This is a genomic window from Bacillus sp. EB106-04-02-XG92, assembly GCF_058791995.1.
On record NZ_JBYTEA010000010.1, the window covers coordinates 153568 to 176743 of the forward strand.

Annotated in this window: 19 protein-coding genes and 2 pseudogenes; 1 reads left to right on the forward strand and 20 read right to left on the reverse strand. The window is 34.6% G+C overall.

All coding sequences use genetic code 11. The features are described 5' to 3' along the window. Nucleotides 1-66 precede the first annotated feature (66 nt). The 14 genes and pseudogenes from AC3WVA_RS21985 to AC3WVA_RS22050 form a co-directional block, all read right to left on the reverse strand. Nucleotides 67-1266 (reverse strand): NAD(P)-dependent malic enzyme, encoded by a 1200-nt coding sequence (locus AC3WVA_RS21985; protein ID WP_098345904.1) that lies wholly within the window; start codon nt 1264-1266, stop codon nt 67-69. A gap of 59 nt (nt 1267-1325) precedes the next feature. Further along, the gene (locus AC3WVA_RS21990) at nt 1326-2672 is read right to left on the reverse strand and encodes a 2-hydroxycarboxylate transporter family protein (protein ID WP_048528688.1); all 1347 of its coding nucleotides are present in this window, start codon (nt 2670-2672) and stop codon (nt 1326-1328) included. Nucleotides 2673-2794: 122 nt separating this feature from the next. Next, a complete protein-coding gene (locus tag AC3WVA_RS21995) occupies nt 2795-3502 on the reverse strand; it encodes a response regulator (RefSeq protein WP_048528689.1) in 708 nt (235 codons plus the stop codon). A 2-nt stretch (nt 3503-3504) separates the two neighbouring features. Then, on the reverse strand, nt 3505-5103 hold the full coding sequence (locus AC3WVA_RS22000; RefSeq protein WP_098345903.1) for a sensor histidine kinase: 1599 nt from the start codon (nt 5101-5103) through the stop codon (nt 3505-3507). A gap of 78 nt (nt 5104-5181) precedes the next feature. Next, nucleotides 5182-6129 (reverse strand): methyl-accepting chemotaxis protein, encoded by a 948-nt coding sequence (locus tag AC3WVA_RS22005; RefSeq protein ID WP_445286015.1) that lies wholly within the window; start codon nt 6127-6129, stop codon nt 5182-5184. Continuing rightward, nucleotides 6121-7164 (reverse strand): annotated as a pseudogene (locus tag AC3WVA_RS22010) (HAMP domain-containing protein); the annotation flags it as partial. The gene AC3WVA_RS22005 and the pseudogene AC3WVA_RS22010, both read right to left, overlap by 9 nt. A gap of 235 nt (nt 7165-7399) precedes the next feature. Further along, a complete protein-coding gene (locus AC3WVA_RS22015; protein ID WP_141539661.1) occupies nt 7400-8149 on the reverse strand; it encodes a C39 family peptidase in 750 nt (249 codons plus the stop codon). A 13-nt stretch (nt 8150-8162) separates the two neighbouring features. Beyond that, on the reverse strand, nt 8163-8984 hold the full coding sequence (locus AC3WVA_RS22020; RefSeq protein ID WP_071758877.1) for a transporter: 822 nt from the start codon (nt 8982-8984) through the stop codon (nt 8163-8165). A gap of 206 nt (nt 8985-9190) precedes the next feature. After that, a complete protein-coding gene (locus AC3WVA_RS22025; protein WP_098521257.1) occupies nt 9191-10441 on the reverse strand; it encodes a sensor histidine kinase in 1251 nt (416 codons plus the stop codon). Continuing rightward, entirely contained in the window at nt 10438-11109 is a 672-nt protein-coding gene (locus AC3WVA_RS22030; protein WP_001238626.1) for a response regulator transcription factor, read from the reverse strand. The genes AC3WVA_RS22025 and AC3WVA_RS22030 overlap by 4 nt, the downstream gene beginning before the upstream one ends. Nucleotides 11110-11259: 150 nt before the next feature. Beyond that, nucleotides 11260-11964, reverse strand: coding sequence for a metallophosphoesterase family protein (locus tag AC3WVA_RS22035; RefSeq protein WP_048528695.1), 705 nt, complete (start codon nt 11962-11964; stop codon nt 11260-11262). Nucleotides 11965-12597: 633 nt separating this feature from the next. Continuing rightward, nucleotides 12598-13434, reverse strand: coding sequence for an ankyrin repeat domain-containing protein (locus tag AC3WVA_RS22040; RefSeq protein WP_141539660.1), 837 nt, complete (start codon nt 13432-13434; stop codon nt 12598-12600). A 292-nt stretch (nt 13435-13726) separates the two neighbouring features. Beyond that, nucleotides 13727-14230 (reverse strand): nitrous oxide reductase accessory protein NosL, encoded by a 504-nt coding sequence (locus AC3WVA_RS22045; RefSeq protein WP_098521256.1) that lies wholly within the window; start codon nt 14228-14230, stop codon nt 13727-13729. A 131-nt stretch (nt 14231-14361) separates the two neighbouring features. Further along, complete coding sequence (locus AC3WVA_RS22050) at nt 14362-14616, reverse strand: hypothetical protein (protein WP_098521255.1); 255 nt, start codon at nt 14614-14616, stop codon at nt 14362-14364. Between the two features lie 254 nt (nt 14617-14870). Between AC3WVA_RS22050 and AC3WVA_RS22055 the strand changes: the two genes are divergently transcribed. Continuing rightward, nucleotides 14871-16175: a CitMHS family transporter gene (locus tag AC3WVA_RS22055; RefSeq protein WP_098090716.1), complete on the forward strand. Its 1305-nt coding sequence runs from the start codon at nt 14871-14873 to the stop codon at nt 16173-16175. A 43-nt stretch (nt 16176-16218) separates the two neighbouring features. On the opposite strand, the gene AC3WVA_RS22060 is transcribed toward AC3WVA_RS22055, so the two are convergent. The 6 genes and pseudogenes from AC3WVA_RS22060 to AC3WVA_RS22085 all read right to left on the reverse strand — a co-directional run bounded on the left by AC3WVA_RS22060 (nt 16219) and on the right by AC3WVA_RS22085 (nt 23032). Next, nucleotides 16219-16911: a response regulator gene (locus AC3WVA_RS22060; RefSeq protein ID WP_048528698.1), complete on the reverse strand. Its 693-nt coding sequence runs from the start codon at nt 16909-16911 to the stop codon at nt 16219-16221. After that, nucleotides 16911-18521 (reverse strand): ATP-binding protein, encoded by a 1611-nt coding sequence (locus AC3WVA_RS22065; protein WP_098521254.1) that lies wholly within the window; start codon nt 18519-18521, stop codon nt 16911-16913. The genes AC3WVA_RS22060 and AC3WVA_RS22065 overlap by 1 nt, the downstream gene beginning before the upstream one ends. Nucleotides 18522-18673: 152 nt before the next feature. Continuing rightward, on the reverse strand, nt 18674-19621 hold the full coding sequence (locus AC3WVA_RS22070) for a methyl-accepting chemotaxis protein (RefSeq protein WP_372452237.1): 948 nt from the start codon (nt 19619-19621) through the stop codon (nt 18674-18676). Continuing rightward, a pseudogene (locus tag AC3WVA_RS22075) lies at nt 19616-20650 on the reverse strand (HAMP domain-containing protein); the annotation flags it as partial. The gene AC3WVA_RS22070 and the pseudogene AC3WVA_RS22075, both read right to left, overlap by 6 nt. A 246-nt stretch (nt 20651-20896) precedes the next feature. After that, entirely contained in the window at nt 20897-22471 is a 1575-nt protein-coding gene (gene floT / locus AC3WVA_RS22080) for a flotillin lipid rafts scaffold protein FloT (protein WP_048528701.1), read from the reverse strand. A gap of 12 nt (nt 22472-22483) precedes the next feature. Further along, nucleotides 22484-23032 carry an NfeD family protein gene (locus AC3WVA_RS22085; RefSeq protein WP_088316175.1) on the reverse strand — a complete coding sequence of 183 codons (549 nt, stop codon included), beginning with the start codon at nt 23030-23032 and terminating at the stop codon, nt 22484-22486. Nucleotides 23033-23176 lie beyond the last annotated feature (144 nt).

Consider the following 23176-nt stretch of genomic DNA (forward strand, 5'->3'; position numbering starts at 1 on the left):
CACTCCTTCATTATTTTGATTTCTTATCTCAAAAAAGCAGTGCCTTTTAGGCACTGCTTCTAGCTATTAATAACTTGGCATTTCTGTAATTTGTGCCACACCTGACTCAATGGCTGCTTTCGCTACAGCTTCCGCAACACTTGGAACAACTCTTTTATCTAACGGATTCGGGATTACATAATTCGCATTACGTTCTTCTTCCGTAATGATGTTAGCGATCCCATATGCTGCCGCTAATTTCATCTCTTCTGTAATATCTGTCGCGCGCACATCTAACGCACCGCGGAATATTCCGGGAAACGCCAATACATTATTTACTTGATTCGCATAATCCGAGCGCCCAGTTCCTACTACAGCTGCCCCAGCCTCTAATGCATCCTCAGGGAAGATTTCCGGAATTGGATTCGCCATTGCAAACACAATTGCTTTCTCATTCATCGTCTGTACAAGTTCTTTCGTTAATACGTTAGGAGCAGATACGCCAATAAAAATATCAGCTTGGTGAATTGCTTCTTTCAACGTTCCACGCACATGTTCTCGATTTGTCTTTTTCGAAACTTCAATTTGCGCTTCGTTCATCCATGTTTCACCTTCACAAACAATACCTTCTAAGCTAACTAACGTAATGTGCTTTGCACCAGCCTTTAATAATAGTTTCCCAATTGCAATTCCTGCCGAACCCGCACCGTTAATAACGATTTTTACATTATCCATTTGTTTGCTAACAACCTTTAATGCATTAATAACAGCTGCTAAAACGACAATAGCTGTTCCATGTTGATCATCATGAAATACAGGAATATTCGTTTCTTCTTTTAATCGCTTTTCAATTTCAAAACAACGTGGTGCTGCAATATCTTCTAAATTAATTCCTGCAAACGTAGGCTCTAAATTTTTTACAAGGGTAACGATTTCATCCACATCAGTTGTACCTAAACATAACGGGAAAGCATCTACATTCGCAAATTTCTTAAATAAAATACTCTTTCCTTCCATAACAGGCATAGCTGCTTTCGGTCCAATATTCCCTAAACCAAGTACCGCAGTTCCATCTGAGACAACTGCCACCATATTACCGCGTGCTGTATAGTCATACACTGTTTCTTCATCCGCCGCAATTGCTTTGCAAGACTCTGCTACACCTGGTGTATATGTCAGGCTTAAATCATCCGCTGAATTTACTTCTACTTTACTTGTAATTTCAATTTTCCCTACTAATTCTTTATGCAGTAACAATGATCTTTCATTAATTTGATTTTCTAACATACTTATAATCTCCCCTTAATTTGACAAGCTAGCTATATGAATATAGCTAGCTTGTTTGATTATGAAAACATTTTTAATAAAATTGTCGCTGTTACAACCATTGCTGCCCCGCCTAAACGTGTTGAAATTTGCGCAAACGGCATTAATTCCATACGATTTGAAGCTGATAAAATAGCAACATCTCCAGTTCCACCTAAACCACTATGACATCCCGTTACAATTGCTGATTCAACTGGATACATTTTCATCACTTTCCCTACAAGAAAACCTGATGCTACCATTGTAAGAACAACTGATGCGCACACAACAACATATCCTACTGAAAGAACTGCTGCTACGTCTTTTAGCGGAATATATAGCAATCCTAGTCCAACCATTAACGGCCAAGTTAAATTCTTCGAAATGAATTTATATAAATGGAATGCACCTTGCTCCATTTTTGCTGGCATTAATTTAAAGTATTTCACAAGTGCTGCCGAGAAGATCATAATGATTGCCCCAGGAATGCCGATGAACTTAGAAGCAAATCCTCCGAAAATGAAGAACGTACACGCAATTAATAAACCTGCTCCCATTAATGAGAAGTCAATTGGCTTTTCTGTATTTTGTTCTTTTAATAACTCGGCTTGATTGTCGGTTTTCACTAATACACCGTTACCACTAAGCTCTGGTTTCTTCTCACCTAAACGCTTCATATACCCTGCACTCACGATTGCGAACATATTTCCAATAATAGCCGCTGGAATAAGCTGTGATACAAACGTTGCTGATGATTCGTTTAAAATATCACTATAAGCTAGCGATAATGGTAAAATCCCTTCCCCGATACCACCACTCACAATTGGTACGATGATGAAGAAGAATGTTTGCTTCATTTCAAATCCAAATAGTGAACCGACCAATAATCCTACTGCTACAGAAGCTAACGTCCCTACTACTAAAGGAATAAACATACGAACGAAACCTTGTACTAACACTTTACGGTTCATTCCTAAAATACTTCCGACTACTAAACAAGAAATATATAAATATAAGAAGTTCGATTTTTTCATTAACATAGTCGCAGCTTCCATTGAAGCTGGATTCATCCAGTTAAAAAATACAAGTAATGATGGAATAAATAACGAAAGTATTGCCGGACCGCCGATATTTTTTAAAATTGGAATTCTCATCCCAATGTCTCCTAAGAAAATACCCATGATCATAATAACTGCAAATCCACCAATCATATCTGCTGGCAATTTATTATATACAGATGCCCCATAAATAATAGCAGCCAATACTACATATAACGGTAAAGGTATAACACCGATTTTTACATTCATAATTTTAGAAGCGAAAGATTCTCTTTGTACTTCATTTCCTTCAGAAAATGATACCGCTTCCATATTCTTTTGAATTCCCATATGGCACCCCCTTGTTTTCTTAATAACAATATTAAAACGCTTTCAATAGTAAAAATAGTTTTTGTAAGTTTTGTAATTGATTTTGTAATTAAAAAAAGTATAAGCGACTTATAATAAGTCGCTTATATGTAAAACTCTATTTTATTTTGGTCAATACACCTTAATTTACTCACCGGTCTCCCTACATGTTGATACACCATTTCGTTTTCTAATACTCCAATTTCAGTCAAAAACATTACATACTTTCGAATAGAAACCCTTGAAACACCAACTAATTGTGCCATTTCATCTGTTGTAAACGCTCGTCCATTCAGCGACTCAATCTTCTGCCAAATTAATTGCATCGTTTGCTTCGTTAATCCTTTCGGAAGCTCTTTAGTAACAGTAGACTCTCTTTTTTCTTTTTGCAAAATTAACGAATCTAATTCCGATTGACTAATTTTTTGTTGTTCTTTCATGAAAGTAAGTTTTTCTCGATATATAGTTAACGCCTTTTTAAATCTTTCAAATGTAAATGGTTTAATTAAATAATCTACTACGCCATATTGTAATGCTTTTTTAATACTCCCCATATCATGTACAGCTGAAATCATCATAATATCGATTTCTTTTTCTTGGTTCCGAATATACATTAAAAGCTCAAATCCAGTCTCTTCAGGCATAAAAATATCAAGTAATACTAAATCTACTCGTGATCCCTCTAATACTTCTATCGCCGATTTTACGGAGTTAACTGCTTGAATAAGTTCGAATCCTCCTACTTGCTCTAAATAATGCGTATTTAACATTGCTACCATCGGGTCATCTTCTACAATTAAAACTTTAATCATATTTACCTCTCATCCCTACCTTTAGGTATTTCAATTGTTATCGTTGTTCCCTTTCCTACTAATGAATGCATATGAATTTCCCCATTTATTCGCTGTATACTTTCTTTTACAAGATACAAACCATAACCACGGTTATCTCCCTTTGTGGAATAACCTTTCATAAATAATGCCCCTATTTCTTCTTCTGGTATACCTTTCCCCGTATCTTGTACTGTAATGATTAATGTATCACCATATTGTATCTCAAGTTCAACTTGCTTCTTTTCACAATTCGTCACTGCCTCTAATGCATTATCAATTAAATTTCCGACAATCGTAATTAGTTCATGAATAATACTTTCATCATCTATTTCCGGCATGTAAGAGTCTTCACTTATGATTAATTTTATATTTTTCTCTCTAGCATAGCTAAGTTTCCCAAGTAAAAAACCAGCAAATACTGGACTTTTTATTCTTTCCATAACCCCACCAATTTCATATTGATGCTCTGATACCATACCGCTTATATACTTCTGTAATTCTTCATACTGCTTCATGTGTGTAAGCCCTAATACAACATGCATTTTATTCATAAATTCATGTGATTGTGCCCGTAATGCTTCCGCATATAGTCTAATACCAGTTAATTCTTCTGCTAATTTTCTAATCTCTGTTTTATCACGAAATGTTGCAATCGCACCAACTATTTCTCCTTTTACATATAAAGGAACACGATTCGTCACAATCGTAATTCCATAAATATTTTGTTCTTCGTTTAATTGTACCTCTCCCGTTTGTAATACTTCTTTTATACGTGAATTAGGCATATACAACTCAACATCTTTACCAATAAAATCTTCTTCAAGACCACTTTTCTTAAACAATCGTTTTGCCTCATTATTTATTAAAGTCACATTGGCCTCTTTATCTACAGCAATAATACCTTCCTTTACAGATTGTAGCATCGTATTTCTTTCTTCAAGAATTTTCGCTATCCTGTGAGGTTCAAGCCCAAATAAACTTTTCTTTATATGTCTAGCTAGTAATATTGCTCCTATCATTCCGACTAGTACTCCAACTCCAACTCCAATATAAATAATATGTCTACTTTCCTTAACTCTCTCTTTTACATTATCTGCTGAAATACCAACGGCTACCGCTCCAAGTTGTTCACCTGTTTCAGAAAATACAGGTACAAACACTCGCATTGAAATACCTAAAGTTCCTTCTGCCAGCGATACATGTTCCATTCCTTTCAATGCAGGCCCTTCATCTCCCCCAATAAAATGATGACCTATTTTTTGAGGATTTGGATGTGATTTTCTTATTCCATTCATGTCCATAACTACAATAAATTGAACACCTGTGTTTTTTAATACTCTATTTGTATACGTTTGGATTGCAGAAGTATCTGCTTTCCCAGTCAAACCCTCGATCACAATCGAATCATTCGCCACAATGTGTGCAATTGTTTTTGCTTTCTCTGCTTGGCTATCCTCCGTCGTCCGTTCTACATTATGACTAATTAATATATCTGTCACAAGTAAAGAAAAAATTACAACTGTACAAACTAACAATGTAATCGTTTTCCATAAATTCCATAGTCTTTTTCTTTTTTTCATCCCGTTAATGACTCCCCTAATTACTGAATAGAAAAATAAGTAAGGTGATATTATTTTCACCTTACTTATTTGCTGTTATTATACTTTAAATTTACTAGTCATCGCTTGTAGTTCTTCGGCCATCTCAGCTAAATTTTGCGAAGCTGAACTAATTTCTTCCATTGAATTCATTTGTTCTTCTGTTGAAGCAGCAACACTTTGCATACTAGCTGTATTTTCTTCTGCAGCCGCTGCAATTTCATCAATAGCATTTGTCACTTCATTTGCATCTCCAGCAATTCTCTTCGTTGTTTCTACCATTTGATTCACTTGAGAAACAATATGTGTAGTAGAACTTAAAATTTCTGTAAAGCTTACTTTCGTTTTTGTTACAACATCAAGACCTTGTTGAACTTCTCCATTCACATTATCCATCGCCTTAACTGTATGTTCAATATCAGCCTTAATTTCTGCAATTAAATTTGCAATCTCTCCAGATGATTCTCCTGATTGCTCCGCTAATTTTCTAACCTCATCTGCTACAATAGCAAACCCTCGGCCCTGTTCACCTGCTCTTGCTGCTTCAATAGCTGCATTTAAAGCTAATAAGTTCGTTTGAGTAGCGATATTTTGAATTGCTTCAGAAATAGCTCCTACCTGCTTTGATTTCTCATCAAGAAGTTTAATAATAGCATCTGACTCAGATACCGATTTAGAAATAGACTGCATTTGTTTTGCTGTTTGTTCAACCAATTCTTCCCCTTCTTCAGCTCTTTCTTTCGCATGTAATGAGGAAATAGAAATTGATTCCGCGCTTCCATTTACATCTTGAATTGCAGTATTTACTTGTTGTAATGTAGCTGCACCTTCTTCAACACCTTGACTTTGTGATTCAGCCCCACCTGATACTTGTTCCATTGCAATTGTAATTTGATCTGTCGCATCATTTGCTTGCTGTACGCTCGCTGTTAACTCTTCAGCCGATGCAGCGACATGTTCTGCTGAAAAACTAATTTGAGTAATCACATCTTGTAAAGAGGCAGACATTTCATTAAAGGAATTCCCTAATTTCCCTATGTCATCCTTGGAATGGATTGTAATTTTCTCTGTTAAATCTCCCTTACTAATTTTATGTGCCGAGTCAGCTATTTTTCTTAATGGTCTTGTAATAGACTTTGTAATGAAATAAATTAATACACTACCAAATACAATAGCGATAGCAATAACAATAAAAGTCTTATAAAATACTGGATTCGCAGCTTGGGTAATTTCTTCATCAAACATAACTCCAACTACTTTCCAGCCCGTTTTCTCATTTGTTGCAAAGATTAAATTCTTTTTATCATCTTGTTCTGTATAAGAGACATTTCCTTGTTTTTCTTCATAAATCGGTTTAATCCAAGGATCAGTAACTTTTGCACCTGGTTTTCTAGATGGATGACTAACAATTTGCTTATTTTGATCTAAAATAACTGCATAACCTTTTTCACCAATGTTAATCATTTTGGAAATTTTCAAGATGTTATCTAAATTTAAGTTAATTCCTATAACACCTTTACCATCTTTTACTTCTTTTGCAATTGTCACTACCATATTTTTTGTAGATGCTGATTGATATGGTGCAGTAACAATTACTTTCCCTTTATTTTCATGTGCTTCTTTATACCAAGATCTATCTGTTGGATTATACCCATCATCCATTTGGATAAATGGTTCTCTTATAAACTTTCCTGTCTGCGTTCCAATATAAATACCTTCTACTTCTGGATGAAGTTTTATATATTGCGCTAACTTCGTCCTTACTATTTCTTCTTGTCCGTTTGGATATGTATCCTCTGTTAAGATGTCTGCAAAGTATGCTGCATCAACAAATTTCTCTTCTATATTTTGAGAAATAACAGTATTTAAAATCGAAATGTTTTCCTTTGCTTTACCTGTGATTTGTTGTTCAAAATTTGTTTTGGCAGTTTGATATGAAACACCACCGATAATAAGTCCTGGTATAGTTAAAATAAGAAAAAATGAAATGATTAATTTTTTCTTGATACTCATGCATTTAACCCAGTTAAATATTTTTTGCATAATAAGCCTCCTTTATGTAATGTGAATACTTGTGTAATTTTATACAAGTAACATATATAAAACAATATATAATGATAACATGTATTTTTTTTGTCAATTATGCATTTTTACATATTCACTACTTCTAAAGATTTAATCATAAAAAATAAGAGAACTTCAGCTTATATAATAAGCTGAAGTTCTCTTATTTTTTAACAGAAATCTTACAATTCCTTACATCTATTTCCTTACTAATTCATTTAGAGCTTTTCACATAACTAATCGCCTGACTCCCCATTTGTATCCAGGCCTTTTCAAAGTTTTCTCTCGGTACTTTTACATCTAAACTATCACTTAGAGGATCTCGAATGTATACAAATTCCTTATCATATCCAACAAGTACTACACAATGTTCATTATACGTAATAGAAACATCTCCACTATTTGTTTCCCATGTAGTAAATTCATCTTCATCTAATGGCGCAAATGTTGCATTTGTAATCATAACTACCGGTTGTCCTGCCTTTACACTCTTATAAAGTTCTTCTATACTCTTCCCTGTTAAATCCACAGCTTTATTAGGTAAATACTTTTTCGCTAATTGAAAAAGTGGTCCATGATATACACCATATCCAGATTCAGAAAAGGTATAAATATTCCCTACAAATCCTTCATTCGGATTTCCACGTACACCATCTTTCATAAAATCAACTTTCTTTATTTCATTTGCTAATTTCATCTTATCCACTGTAATGCCTGCGTATTGTAACATCATCGCTAAGCTCGTCACTTCACAGCCTCTATCTAGCTCTGGTAATTGCTGAATGAAAGGTACATTTGATAAGATGACCTTTTCACCATTATTACTAAACTCCGTTTCTTTTCCACTTTGTATATTGAAGAAGGTTAACTTCTCCACATACTTTGTAATTCCATTTGCATATACATTCCATGCTGCTATAGCTAGTAATACCATACATATATACCACTTCCATCTCCTTATCATTCTCACGCCCTTTTTAGTTCGTTAAATAAGAATAAAACATGTCAGCATCCGTGCGAATCACCGGTACAAAATTTAGTTCTTTTCCTTTTTCAGGCTGATCTTTTTTTATTTTTTCGGCTAATTCTTGAACGTTCATATTCGTTTTATCCATATTAAGCTCATCTGCCATTTGTAATACTTTTTGCTCATTAATTTCTTTTAATACTTGATATATATCTTTACCATACAAATCAATATGATATTTTTTTGCTTCTTCCTGTACTTTTTGTTCATATACTTCTTGTGCTAACGTTTCTATCTCTTTTCCTTTTTGGGAAATACCTAACTTCCCTGCTTCCTCTCTTACTTTCGTTCCATAGATTTCTTCCTCAATGTCCTCTATTTCTTTTCCATTTGTTGAGATACCTAATTTATCCGCTTCATCGTTAATTTTAATCGTATTAATTTGATTAATTAAATTTACAATCGTTGTATTCTCTATAGATATGCCTAGCTTTAACGCCTCTTGCTTTATTTTTGTTTCATAGATTTCTTCTGAAAGAGTTCCAACGTCTTTTCCTTCAATCGAAATTCCTAACTGTTCTGCTTCCCTTCCTACTTCCGTCTCATGGATTTCTTTTTCTAGCGTGATTTGTTCTTTCCCTTCCGTTTCAATCCCTAGATTCTCCGCCTTTTCTTCTGTATGCACCGCATGTATCTTCCCATTGTTTAATTGTTCTTTGCTTCGCTGTGTGTAATCTGTCTTTCCTTTTGATGTTTCAGAAGGAGAGGCACCGCCTAATATACTTAAACTCATTACTCCAATAGTGAATACCGTCATCATTTTCTTTTTCAAAATTAATTCCTCCCTCTTACACGTTCTTTTCCATCATTCCCTATACATAATCGAAATAACGTTATGACCGATATAATCTGCTCAAATACCTTTTTATAATCGCTTCTTCATAGGGCGAACTTTCTGTATATCATACATGTTATAAATAGTTTCTTAACTTTCCCTTAAAAAAAGACGACCTTGTAAAAACAAGATCGTCTTCTCACTTATATTCTTTGGTTTTTAGGAAGAATCACTTCAAAACAAGTGCCACCTTCCCATTTGCTCTCTACTAATATTTTTCCATAATGCTTTTCTACAATCCAGTTCGCGATTGAAAGACCTAATCCTGCTCCTTCTGACGCACTTCTCGCTTTATCTCCTTGATAAAAACGATTAAATAGTTTTGGTATATCCTCATCTTTCACTCCTATTCCATCATCTTTCACTCGTATACGAATCGAACTGTTCGTTTGCGTACAATCGATTTCAATATGACCACCTTTATTCGTATACTTCATCGCATTATCTAACAATATGACCATCATTTGATGAATTCTCTCTCTATCACCCATAAATGATATATCATTCTCTACTTTCAATATCATCTCTTTTTCTTGATAGGAAGCAATCTCCCTATATGGATCTACTATTTCTTCTAACAATGTATCCATTTTAAATGTTTTCTTATCCATCTCAATTTGATTAGAATCCGAACGTGCTAACAATAATAAATTAGCCACAAGCTTAGATAATCGTCTACACTCCTTTGAAATCGTAGAAATATCCATCGCTTTTTCTTCTATTATCGCAGATGGTGATTGAAATAATATATCTGTTTTGGATTGAATAACCGCAAGTGGTGTCCTTAATTCATGTGATGCATCCGAAACGAATTGCTGCTGTTTTTCCCATGAATTTTGAATGGGTACGAGTGCCCTGCCAGCTAAGAAAAAGCCAATTCCTATTGCACATAAACTTCCTACGCTACAACCTATCACAAGAATTAAAAATAAAGTATTTAACATTTCTTTTTCAGCTGTTATATCCCTTACAATTTGAACTATTTTTGTATCTTGTTGAAATGCAAACGTTCTAAAATATTGCCCTTGCACTTCTATATCTTGCAAAGTTCCTAATTTCTTTGGCGAAAACTTTTCCAAATTGTCTTCAAAGATAAAACGACGTTTGCCATTTTCAATACCTATCTCCACTGTATTTCCAAGCCAAGTTAACTCCATTATCCTTGGATCCCCAATTGGAGGATATCCCCTAATTTTTTTAGGTAGTTTTTTATCATCTGAATTCTTTCTATGCTGAACGGCTTTTTCTATCGATTCATTTACTCCACTATAAATACGCTTATATGTGTACGAATAAATGATACTACCTAATACGCCTATCAAAATGATAAATACTAATGAATTCAATATAGTCAATCGAATACGCGTCTTCTGAAACATACTTCCCTTTTTCATTGTTCTTTTAATATATATCCAATACCTCGAACGGTTTGAATATCTTTCTGATAACCGAATGGCTCTAATTTTTTACGTAAATGATGTACATACACTTCTACAATTGCCACTGTCGTATCTGAATCAAATCCCCAAACACGATCAAAAATTTGTTCACGCATTAAAATCTTTCCGCTATTTTGAACAAGGTACTCTAGAAGCTCATATTGTTTTAATGTCAGCTTCATACTTTGTCCATCTACTTGAACGTCTTTATCTTTTCCGAACAGTTCAATCCCTTTATAACGAATAGTCTGCTTCGTTGTTAAACTACCGCTTCGTCGTAATAAAGCACGAATTCTCGCTTTTAACTCTGGAGCCTGAAACGGCTTAACGATATAATCATCGCCACCAAAATCCAGGCCTTTCACGCGATCTTCTAAAGAATCTCTCGCTGTCAAAAATAGGACTGGCGTTTCAATCTTTTCATCACGTATTTTTTGAATTACTTCAAAACCGTCCATTTCTGGCATCATCACATCAAGCAAAATAGCGTCATATATATTTTGTAATGCTAGAAATAATCCATCTTCTCCATTCAATGCTGTATCTACTTCAAATTCATCGCGTAATATTTGGACAATAGACTCTAATAACGAAGCATTATCTTCTACTACGAGTAAGCGCATATTCTCACCTTCCGCCATATTGTTCAATTCTATTTATAATTACATTTTAACGTTTTTATCGATATAACATTTGAAAGACTTATTATGCAAGCTCTTCCTTAAATTTAGCTTAATAAAAAATTGAAAGAAATAAGATTCCTCTTATCTCTTTCAATTTTTTACTACGTATACCTTTTTGCTCGGCAATTCTAAACAATTTAGCTGGCCGCCATATACAGCACCGCCATCAATTCCTATAATACGATTGCTCCCAAAATATACGCCACAATTCTCACTACCATGAAGCGTTTTTGTTTCCGTATGACCAAATACAACAACCTTTTCACCACTATACCCACTATGAAACTCATTACGAATCCACATTAACGTATATGGTTCACATTCCGAAACCTGCTTCATTGGCTCAACACCCGCATGTACAAATATATACTCTTCTGTTTCAATGTAATGATCTAATTCTTGAATGAACTTTACATGCTCCTCTAAAACATGCGATTGTAACATTGGTTTTTGGAAGGCTTCCTCATTGACCACAATATCTTCTTCTACAAAGCCATAGCTGTATAAAGTCTTATCTCCACCATTCCTTTTTACCCAATGATTCCATGAACGCTCCTCATCTGTCGTTAACGCCTTAATCATCATATCTTCATGATTGCCCTTTAGAACGAGGGCTCCCTCTTCTTTTAACCCTTTTACCTTTTCAATTACTGCACGCGCATTTGGACCACGATCCACATAATCTCCCAGTAAAATTAATTGATCCTGTTTTGCATCATATTGAGCTTCTTCCAGTAACTGTTCAAACTTTTCTATTTCTCCATGAATATCACTAATAACAAGAACCCTTTTCATATTATCCCCCTGCTTTCTAAGTCACTCTCTTTCTAATTATATTTCAAAACAACAGAATCCTTTGAACTCATATTCAAAATCATATTTATTACAAATAAAATGATTATCCTTACAACAATGTAAGTCTCTTGTCATCCAATTCGATAGTTGCAATTGCTATATTTCCTTATACTAAAAGTAAGAAATGAAACAAAAAACAAGGAGAGATGAGACATGAAAAAAGTGATGGAAGTTGTAGTAGCAGTGGCAGAGGTTTTCGTAAATGGGAAACAAGTTGCAATGGAGTTAAACAAATAATGAAAAGGACAAGATTCATTCTAGACCCTTTACTCATATAAAAGAGATAAGATTTCTTCATTTTTTTGATCCCTTATCTCCTAAAAGAAAGCCGTATCCTTTTGGATATGGCTTTCTTATTTCCATGTTCATTTACACACTTTATTATTCCTAGTTGGTTATAAACAAGTAAAATCTCTGCTTAAATTGTTTTCTCCTCCTTATTTACTGTGTATCTATCCCTCACTTCAAACAATTTTTTCAAAACAAAAATCCCATTCAAATACACATTACTGAATTCATCATACGAAATGACTTCTTCATTCTGTCTATCTAAATGGGATTATTTCATACTTGTTATTCCACCGGTTGTGGTTGTGGCTGTACGACTTCATTTGCTCCAGCTACCCTCAACATATTTGCAATATCTTTAAAACCTCTTTTTTCAGCATATTGCAATGGCGTAATATTTTCCTTATTGGCCATATTTACATCTGCCCCGTGGTCAATAAGCATCTGAATTACTTTCTTATGATTTTCACTACCATTTCCTAATACGATTGCTTCTACTAAAGCTGTTCCACCACGAGCATTTCTATAATTCACATCAATATCTGTATGCTCTAACAATTCTTTTACGACCTCTACATGGCCACGTTCAGATGCAGAAATGAGTGCTGTTCCACCTGATTTAGTAATTTCTTTCGTATTAACCCCTGCATTAATTAGTAGCTTTACAATGTCTGTATATCCTTCTCTACTTGCATAAAGAAAGGGATTACTTTGTTTCTCATCTTTACTTTCAATATTAGCACCTGCACCAATTAACGCTTTAACTGTCTCTACGTGATTTTGATACGTTGCTGCAAGGATAGGCGTTTCTCCGTTGTCACCTTCTACATTTATATTGGCTCCATCTTGAATCAGCTTCATAGCTGTTTCTGTGTCTCCAAGAGTCGCAGAAAGTAGCAACTGTTTGTCCATTAAATTTATACTTTTTTCTTCTTTAGATTCTTCCTGTTCTTTATGCTTTTCTCTTTTCTTCTCGTTTTTCACATGAACCGGTTTCGATTCTGGCTCCTCTTGCTTATCGCAAGCCACTACCGTCATTAAAAGTCCTAATAACATACATAATAAAATTTTTTGTTTTCTCACAACTACAGCTCCTATGAAAGATAATGTTTTCTTAACCATTCCTCCATCACATACAATAACTCTTCCTGATTACATTTATCCATAAGCCCTTTATATTCCTTCTTTAATCGGATTATCTAAACTTATACCTATGTTTCTCAACCTATATTAGCGAAGCAATTAGTTTAGCACGATTTTACCGCATTTGTATACATTTCTAAAAAGTACATACATGATTGCTTTAGGTTACTATATTCCATTGTAACCGTTCTTCTAAAAATTTTACACCTTTTCTATATTTGCACTTGAGTAATACTAAAAAAGACAACTATATAGTTGTCTCTTTCTAGTATTAATGATGACCACCGTGATTTCCCTTGTTCGGATTCCCCGTCATCTCTTTATTCATTTCCCATTTATGCTCTGCTAGCTCTTTATACGAAAGAACTTTCCCCTTATAGTTAGATACAAAGCTCTTTGCATCTTTTTTGTTTTTAAATGAAATAACATTATAAGCCATTGGTGTTGTAATTGTTTTATCATATACATAAGTGGCGTCTTCTAACGTAACCCAATCCTTCGAATCATAATCTCGAACAAATTTTTCTTTCGTCTTTTCACCTGGATTAATCTCCATCCATTTATACATACAACCGATATCATCAAACTTTAACGCTTTTCCATTTTCTAAAATAACTTCTGTTGCAAATTGATTATCCATTACCCCAATTTGGCAAATATCACACTTATCATGTTTCTCATCAATTGCCACAGCCTCTGCTCGTTTCTTACCACATCCTACTATTGTAAAGACAAGGAATAAGCATATAGCAAGCATCGCATACTTTGTTCTCATTTTATTTCCTCCCTAACCATATCTTCTACAAGGAGCATATCAAAAACTTGTGTGCGATTTGTGAAAAAACAATGTGGCTTTTGTAATATAGGGAACAAAAAAGATGTGTAGTCATTTCTACACACCTCCCATCATTCACAACCTGTAATTAATAAATCATCTTCTAACTTAACTAATAATGTATCTGTATTAATTTGCTGCCCAGCAACTACATTTACTAATCTTATATTTCCACTGATACCGACCGCAACTTTTTCAAATTCACCGTTATTTTTTCGGATCATCATTAACTTTTCCCACTCATATACGTAAGAAGATTCATTAACAAAAATTTCTTCTACCGTTCCTTCATAAGAGCTATAAATCTCTTCCATTCTCGTTTTCATATATAATCTACTCCCTATGTCACACTTCAATATTTTCATCTTATTCTACCATTCTTATGGAGAGCAGCTTACTTTTTAAAAATTCAAATTAACTCCCGTGAACAAAATGACCAAAATAAAAATTATGCTTCTAATGATGTTATTTTTCAAATTATTTACCATTTGGATGGATGCTTTTATGATAAACAAAAAAGGTTTTTTCTGAATTTTCATTACATTTTGAAAGCGCAATCATTTTTTGAGGGGGAGATTACATGTTAGCACTACTTGGATTTGCAATGGTATTTGTCTTTATGTTTTTAATTATGACGAAACGTATGTCCGCACTAGTCGCGTTAATATTAATTCCAATTACTTTCGCATTAATTGGCGGTTTTTATGCAAATATGGGACCTATGATGTTAGAAGGGATTCAAAAACTAGCACCTACTGGTATTATGCTTATGTTTGCTATTTTGTATTTTGGAATTATGATTGATAGTGGTTTATTTGATCCTGTAATTAGTAGGATTTTGAAATTTGTAAAAGGAGATCCTTTAAAGATTGTTGTTGGTACAGCGATTCTTACTATTATCGTTTCATTAGATGGGGATGGAACAACAACATATATGATTACTGTTTCTGCAATGTATCCACTATATAAACGCCTTGGAATGAATCCACTTATATTAGCTGGGGTTGTTATGTTAGGGGCAGGAGTAACAAATCTTACACCGTGGGGCGGACCGACGGCTCGGGTTATGAGTGCTCTTGGACTAGACGCATCAGAACTCTTTACACCACTTATACCAGGAATGATCGCTGGTGCAATTTGGGTCGTTTTCGTTGCTTACTATCTTGGCAAAAAAGAAAGAAAACGTTTAGGCATTATGGATGTACAATATTTAAAACAAATGCAAACGATGGATGAGCAAGCTGCTACAGTAGAAGCTGCCGTTCATAAACGCCCTAAGCTTCTATGGATTAACTTTTTATTAACTGTTACCTTACTTATCTGCCTTATACTAGAAGTTATGCCGTTACCTGTTTTATTTACAATTGCTTTCGCGATTGCTGTTATGCTTAACTATCCGAACTTAGAACAACAGAAAGAACGTATTGCTTCTCACGCAGGAAATGTATTAGCGGTTGTTTCTCTCGTATTTGCCGCTGGAATTTTCACTGGTATTTTATCAGGAACGAAAATGGTAGATGCAATGGCTCAAAGTGTAGTCACTCTTATACCAGATGCTCTTGGACCACAACTACCAATTATTACAGCACTTCTTAGTATGCCGTTCACATTTTTCATGTCCAATGATGCATTTTACTTCGGCGTATTACCTATTTTAACGAAGGCTGCCGCTGCTTACGGAATTAGTGCAGCTGAAATGGGACGCGCTTCTTTACTTGGTCAACCTGTTCATTTATTAAGTCCTCTTGTCGCATCCACTTATTTATTAGTCGGAATGGCCAAAGTTGATTTTGGTGAACATCAACGCTTCACTTTATTGTGGGCAGTTGGAACGACAATGGTGATGTTGATTACTGGAATTGTAATTGGGATTATTCCAATATAATAAAAAAAACAGTAGAGGACACATATCCTCTACTGTTTCTTTATTATGAAGAAACAAGAAAATACCTTCTTTCTGGTCTCCCTACACTCCCATATGTAAGCTCCGCATGTACTTTCTTTCCTGATATTAAATATTCTAAATAACGCCTCGCTGTTGACCTGCTTACTCCTACCATTGCACTTAACATTTCTGCTGTAATTCCTTCTTCATTCACTGTTAACATATGCTTTTTTATTTTTGCTAAAGTTAAAGGGTCTATCCCTTTCGGAGCATACTCTATTTCATTTCCCTTTACGCCTCTTTGAGACCATAAATGTTCTATTTGTTCTGTAGATAATTGATTACTTTTCTTCAGCTGCACAATCTTTTTTTGATAACTTTCCAAACTCGCCTTAAATCGATCAAACATAAGCGGCTTTACGATATAATCTGTTACTCCGCCTCGTAAAGCGTGCCTTACTACATCTGTTTCTGATGCAGCTGTAATCATAATAATATCTGTATCGTGTAAATTATGCCTAATATATGTGACAAGTTCCGTTCCTTGCATATCAGGTAAGTACACGTCTAATAAAACGAGTTGTGGCTTCACAAACTCTAGCCATTCTTTCGCTTGTTCTCCAGTCGTTGCTGTTCCAATTACTTTAAATCCCTCAACCTTTTCAGTAAAACGACGATGAATGTCCGCAATTCGAATATCATCCTCTACAATCAATACTTCAATCTCCTCACCCATTACAATTCGCCTCTCTCTTTTGGTAATGCAATAATAAATAATGCACCACCTAAATCCCCTTTTTCTATTGCGATACTTCCATTTAAATCTTCCACTAACTCTTTCACTTTTGCTAATCCATAGCCTCGCTTCCCGCCTTCTTTCGTCGAGAAGCCTTTATAGAATATGCTAGTAATGACTTCATCATGAATCCCTTGTCCTGAATCTTCCACTTCAATTACTATTTCTTCTCCGATATCAGTTACAAACATTCTTACCTTCTTATCATTCTCTTCATTTCTTTCAATTGCTTCAAATGCATTCGTAATTAAATTTCCTAAAATAGAAACGACGTAATTACTCTCAATGTGTGGGCTTAATTGGTCTAAGCTACTTTCGCGATCTAGCATAAAATCAATCTTTAACTCTCGCGCTCTATTATAGAATCCAATTAAAATTCCACCTAACCATGGATTTTGAATTCGCTTCATAATAAATTGAACAAAATCTTGATATACCGCTGTTTCTTTATGAATAAGCTCTAAAGCATCTTCATATGATTCTAACTGAATAAGACCTGAAAGCGTATACAATAAATTGTTATATTCATGTGTTTGCGCTCGCAACGCCTCTGTATATTGCTTCGTCTGAGATAACTCTGCTGTTAACTGATCCATTTCAGATTTCAAACGTAAGCTCGATACAACGCCGGTTACTTTATTTTTCACTTTAATAGGTAGACGGTTCGCAATCACAGCCTGCCCTTTTATATTTAATTGACGATCAAACTGTTCTTCACCAGTTTGAAGTACATCTAATATCGTTGAATTAGGAATTACATTTAAAATAAATTCTCCAATAATATTTCGTTTTTCATCTAGCGAAAGAATATCATAAGCTGCTTGATTGACTAAATTAATCATGCCATTTTGATCAATAACAATAATCCCTTCACGTACAGATTGAATCACTGTACTATGCTCTTCATATAAAGATGAAATTTCCTCTGGCTCCATCCCAAACATCATTCTTTTTATACTTCCCGCTAAATATATAGAACCAATTATCCCGATTAAAAGACCTATTATTGTAATCCAAAATACACGCTTTCCATACACTTCTACCGCTCCATGAATATCATCCATCGAAAATCCAACAGACACCACGCCAATAATTTCATTCTCCTGATTACGGATTGGAACTTTCCCGCGTAATGAAGGTCCTAATGATCCAGTTGCTTTCGAAACATAAGATTTCCCTTCCAACAGAACTCCTTTATTATCTCCACCAACCATTGCTTCTCCTATTTTATCTCGCTCTGGATGTGCATATCGAATCCCCTCTTTATTTCCAACTACAATAAAGTCAGCATCTGTATCAATTCGAATTTTTTCTGCAATTGGCTGAATGATAGAAGCTGGATTTTCTTTTTGAAAAGCTTCCGTTATTTCAGGTATAGCCGCAACTGTTTTCGCAACATGCAACGCCCGTTTCCCAATTTGCTCTTCTACCGTTTCAGACAATATGTAATAAAATAAATAGCTTGTTAACAGAAGTACAACTAAAATAAGTGTACTAATTGTTAAAGTAATTCTCGGTTGTAGTTTTAATTTTTTCAATTTCAAAACCATTCCCCTAACATGATTAAAGATATAATTTAAAGAATATACAGTCTTTTTTGATTATACTTAAATCATAACATGGTTACTCTATATTTCTTTCTTTTTCTCTTCAAAAAAAAAGAAACGAAGTACAATTACTACCTCGTTTCTTAACATTGTTATTATACTTTAAACTTTCCAATCATCTCTTGTAATTCTTCTGCCATTTGCGATAAATGAACTGCTGCCGCATTGATTTCATCTACCGATGCTAATTGTTCTTCTGAAGAACCAGCAATATTTTGAACGCTTGCTGCATTTTCTTCAATCGTAGCTGCAATTTCATTAATAGATGCACTAACTTGTTTTGCATCTACTGTCATTTGTTTCGCTACTTCTACCATACTATCAATTTGTACAACTGTATCATCTGTAGATTTCAATATTTCAGCAAAGCTTTGCTTCGTTTCATTTGCAACTACAAGTCCCGATTGTACTTCTGTTCCAACTTGCTTCATAGAACTTACCGTTTCTTTTATGTCAAATTGTATCTCTTTAACTAGTTTTCCAATTTCCGTAGAAGACTGTCCTGATTGTTCTGCTAACTTTCGTACTTCATCTGCTACAATGGCAAATCCTCTTCCTTGTTCTCCAGCTCTCGCAGCCTCAATTGCAGCATTTAATGCTAATAAATTTGTCTGCTCTGCAATATGTTGAATCACCTCAAGGATTGCTCCAATTTGTTTCGACTTATCATCTAATAAAACAATCACTTTATCTGATTGTGAAACAGACTCATGGATTAATTGCATTTGATTCACAGTTTGTTCAACTAACTTCCCACCATCTTCAGCCTTTTTCTTCGTATACATAGATGCTGTGGATACTAATGAAGAACTATCTGCAACACGCTGAATTCCTTCTGTAACTTCTTCTAATAATGTTGCGCCTTCTTCAACTTCTTTCGTTTGTATTTCCGCTCCGCTCGATACTTGCTCTATTGCTTGTGTAATTTGTTCCGTCGCTTCACTTGTCTGCTTCATACTAGCTGTTAATTCTTCTGAAGATGCAGCTACATGACTTGCTGAAGTATTTATATTGAAAATGACCTTCTGTAATGATGCTGCCATCTCGTTAAAGCTTTCTCCTAGCTGTCCAATTTCATCTTTAGAGTGAACTGTAATGGATTCTGTTAAATCACCTTCACTAATCTTTTTCGATGATATAACAAGTTGTTTTAACGGAGTAATAATAGAAGCAATTATGAAGTAAATTAAAATCCCTCCAATTATTAATGAAATACCAATAACAGTTATCGTTTTATAGAAAATAGGTTCAGCCGCTTCAATAATTTCTTTTGCAGGCATAATTCCTGCTAATTTCCATCCAGTTATCTTATTTGTTTTAAAAGTGATATGACGCTCTTCACCATCTAATGTGAAATTAAAATCACCTGTTTCTTGTTTGTACAACTCTTTTTCAAGCTTCTCTTCTACCTTATCTCCTGGCTTCATCGTTGGATGTGCTACCACATTTTTATCTTGATCAAAAATTGCTACATATCCTTTTTTACCGATATTAACCATCTTTGAAGTGTTTACGATATCATTAATAATTAAATCAATACCGAGAACACCGCTCTTATCCTCATTTTGTTTTGCTATTGTAATAACAATATTTCCTGTCGTTTTTGATTTATATGGAGCTGTAATAATTACTTCTCCACTTTTTTTCACTGCCTCTTTATACCAATCTCTTTCTGTAGGATTATATCCTTCTGGCATTTGAATAGACGGTGATTGAATAAACTGCCCATTGCTCGATCCAGTATAGATGGCTTCTAGTTCTGGATGTAACTTATTATATTCTTCTAGTTTATTTTGGATATTTTGTATTTGATCCGTTTGGTAACTTGATTGTGTAAATAATTTCGTAAAATAAACTGCATCTACTTTTTTACTATCCAATTCTTTATTAATTACATTATCCAAAATTTTTATATTATCTTTCGCCGTTTGTGAAATCGTTTCATTAAAGTTTGTCTTCGCTTGTTGATAAGACGTCCAACCAATTACAATACTTGGAAGAATTAAAACAATAACAAATGATACAAGTAACTTTGTTTTTAAACTACTGCTCCTTAATTTCCCTTGAAACATATTTCTACCCCTCCATACCGTTTTAAATGTAATTGTTTTACATTTAATTTCTTTATATAAATCATACGATTAAAATGTATCAATCGACTTCTTATCTCTTTTTCTCTTGAAGAGTTGATACATACCTTTTTCATTCTATATAATTTATATAATTAAAACAATATATAAAAATGTATATTATTCGAAATATTATAATTCACAGAAGAACCTCTAGTATCTCACTTACTAGAGGTTCCTCCCACTTTGCTATTCTTTATCTTTTGCTACTTCTTTTTTCTCATCTTCTACTACAGATACAACTGGTTTATCGTTTGACAATTGTTGTACTGCTCCTTTTCCAGCAAATCCTTCTAATAACTCTTTTAAGTCAATACCAGAAGAAGCCTTTAATGTTTCTTGCATCGTTGCCATTAAATCAGTCGCATAACCTGCAACTTTTCCGGCGCCGCTATTTTTACCACCGCCACCTGTATCGACAACTGTAATTTTATCAATATTGCTAAGTGGGCTTGCAATTTCTTTCGCATAACTTGGAAGCATTTTAAGAACCATATCCATAATTGCCGCTTGGCCATATAACTCGAATGCCTCTGCAATTTTTTGTTTCGCTTCTGCCTCTGCTAAACCTTTTAATCTAATAACATCCGCTTCCGCTGTACCTTGTGCTTTTTGTACTTCTGCTTTTGCTTGACCTTGCGCTTTTTCGATTTCCGCCTTCGCTAAACCTTCTACACGTACTTCTTCTGCACGAGCTCTCGCTTCAGCTTCAATCTTATATTGATCCGCATCTGCCTTTTTAATTTGTTTCACTTTTTCTGCTTCCGCTGATTGCTCAACAGCATAGCGATCTGCATCTGCTTTTTTCTTAACTTCTGCATCGTATTGCTTCTCACGACGCGCAATCTCTTTTTCTTCTAATTCAATTTGTTTCTCACGCTCAATGATTTTAACGCGCATTTGCTCTTCTGTAACACCTTGTTGTGCTTTCGCTTGTTGTAATTCGTAAGAAAGGTCCGCGTCTGCTCGAGCTTGTTCTTGCTCTCTCTTATAAGATTGTACTTTTAACTCTTTATGTTTTTCAGCTTCAGCGATTTGGGCATCACGTTGATATTCAGCTTCTTTCGCTTCTTTCTCAGCACGAGCTTTCTCGATACGAGCTTCTTTTTCACGCTCTGCATTCGCAATAGTTGCATCACGCTTAACTGTCGCAATTTGCGGCTGACCAAGTGCATCTAAGTAACCGTTCTTATCCATAATTTCTTTAATTGTAAAGGAAACGATGCGAAGACCCATCTTCTTTAAATCTGTCGAAGCTACTTCATGCACCTTTTGAGCAAATTGCTCTCTATTACTATACGCATCTTCTACTGTCATAGAAGATAAAATCGCACGTAAATGACCTTCTAAAACTTCTTTTGCTTCTATTTTTAACTCTTCTGTTTCTTTTCCTAAATATTGTTCAGCTGCTGTAGAAACTTCTTCAATTGTAGAACCTACTTTAATAATAGAAACACCGTTTACTGTAATCGGAACACCTTGCTTCGTATACGTATCACGTGTACCAACTTCTAATTTGTAGTTTAATAAGCTTAAAGGCTCTGCTCTTTGCATAATTGGAACTACGAAAGTACCGCCACCGCGAATAATCTTAATCTTCTTTCCATCATCAGTGGTAACTACATTTTTCCCGCCACCAAGCCAGTTCCCTGTAACAATTAATGCTTCATCTGGGCCAACTGTTCGATACTTCGTAATAAATACTAAAATGAGTAGAATTAAAATTGCGAGTAACACTCCACCAATAATTAATGGAATCGTCATGTAAATCCCCCCTTATAATTTTGGTTTTTTTAAAGAATAAGCGATGTTTTGTACAAGCAAAACACCATCTTGGACTCCCTCGATAATAACCTCAGTTCCTTGTGAAATATCTTTTCTCCCAATTGTTTTAGCTGGAATTGCATTACTTCCAAATTGAGAGGAGATTAATACTTCTCCAAATCCTTCTGTAGGAATTGTCGTAATGACTTCTCCCTTGCAACCAATGAATTCATCCATACGTTGCACCGTATTTTGTTCTGCTTCTGCAATCGGCTTTAAAATTAGTATTTTCATTATGAATACACCAATAAAGGATATAGCACATGCAGCTCCGAAAATAAGAATGCTATTAAAGGAAAATAAATATTCTCCTATATAACTAAGTCCACATAACATGGCGAAGAAACTAAGTAATAAAGTAACAACGGATACCGATCCGCCCCCAAAACTAAATATGGATTCAAATATATCTCCAAAAAAGATATAAATCACAGTGAGTATAGTAGCAATAATAAATCCATATAAATAAATTGTCTCAAGTGGATAACCAAACAAAACCATTTCTTATCCCCCTCTCTTAAACAATCCCTTTTTTGTTATGTGTATGCCCCACCTCTTCCAAAGATTATCGTTCTTAATTTTCAGTCATTTACTCTTTAAAGAAAAGCCTGTAAGACAGGCCCCCTAAAAAAGAACAGGAGAAAC

Excerpts from the sequence above, each read along its gene's own strand:
- AC3WVA_RS22070 (WP_372452237.1), bottom strand. The coding sequence starts at position 19,621 with ATGGCAGCATCATTACAGAAGGTCATTTTCAATATAAATACTTCAGCA.
- AC3WVA_RS21990 (WP_048528688.1), bottom strand. The coding sequence starts at position 2,672 with ATGGGAATTCAAAAGAATATGGAAGCGGTATCATTTTCTGAAGGAAAT.
- AC3WVA_RS22055 (WP_098090716.1), top strand. The coding sequence starts at position 14,871 with ATGTTAGCACTACTTGGATTTGCAATGGTATTTGTCTTTATGTTTTTA.
- AC3WVA_RS22015 (WP_141539661.1), bottom strand. The coding sequence starts at position 8,149 with ATGATAAGGAGATGGAAGTGGTATATATGTATGGTATTACTAGCTATA.
- AC3WVA_RS22000 (WP_098345903.1), bottom strand. The coding sequence starts at position 5,103 with ATGAAAAAAAGAAAAAGACTATGGAATTTATGGAAAACGATTACATTG.
- AC3WVA_RS21985 (WP_098345904.1), bottom strand. The coding sequence starts at position 1,266 with ATGTTAGAAAATCAAATTAATGAAAGATCATTGTTACTGCATAAAGAA.
- AC3WVA_RS22060 (WP_048528698.1), bottom strand. The coding sequence starts at position 16,911 with ATGGGTGAGGAGATTGAAGTATTGATTGTAGAGGATGATATTCGAATT.
- AC3WVA_RS22065 (WP_098521254.1), bottom strand. The coding sequence starts at position 18,521 with ATGGTTTTGAAATTGAAAAAATTAAAACTACAACCGAGAATTACTTTA.
- AC3WVA_RS22085 (WP_088316175.1), bottom strand. The coding sequence starts at position 23,032 with ATGGTTTTGTTTGGTTATCCACTTGAGACAATTTATTTATATGGATTT.
- AC3WVA_RS22050 (WP_098521255.1), bottom strand. The coding sequence starts at position 14,616 with ATGAAAACGAGAATGGAAGAGATTTATAGCTCTTATGAAGGAACGGTA.
- AC3WVA_RS22005 (WP_445286015.1), bottom strand. The coding sequence starts at position 6,129 with ATGTCTGCCTCTTTACAAGATGTGATTACTCAAATTAGTTTTTCAGCA.
- AC3WVA_RS22040 (WP_141539660.1), bottom strand. The coding sequence starts at position 13,434 with ATGGTTAAGAAAACATTATCTTTCATAGGAGCTGTAGTTGTGAGAAAA.
- AC3WVA_RS22035 (WP_048528695.1), bottom strand. The coding sequence starts at position 11,964 with ATGAAAAGGGTTCTTGTTATTAGTGATATTCATGGAGAAATAGAAAAG.
- AC3WVA_RS22025 (WP_098521257.1), bottom strand. The coding sequence starts at position 10,441 with ATGAAAAAGGGAAGTATGTTTCAGAAGACGCGTATTCGATTGACTATA.
- AC3WVA_RS21995 (WP_048528689.1), bottom strand. The coding sequence starts at position 3,502 with ATGATTAAAGTTTTAATTGTAGAAGATGACCCGATGGTAGCAATGTTA.
- AC3WVA_RS22045 (WP_098521256.1), bottom strand. The coding sequence starts at position 14,230 with ATGAGAACAAAGTATGCGATGCTTGCTATATGCTTATTCCTTGTCTTT.
- AC3WVA_RS22030 (WP_001238626.1), bottom strand. The coding sequence starts at position 11,109 with ATGCGCTTACTCGTAGTAGAAGATAATGCTTCGTTATTAGAGTCTATT.
- floT (WP_048528701.1), bottom strand. The coding sequence starts at position 22,471 with ATGACGATTCCATTAATTATTGGTGGAGTGTTACTCGCAATTTTAATT.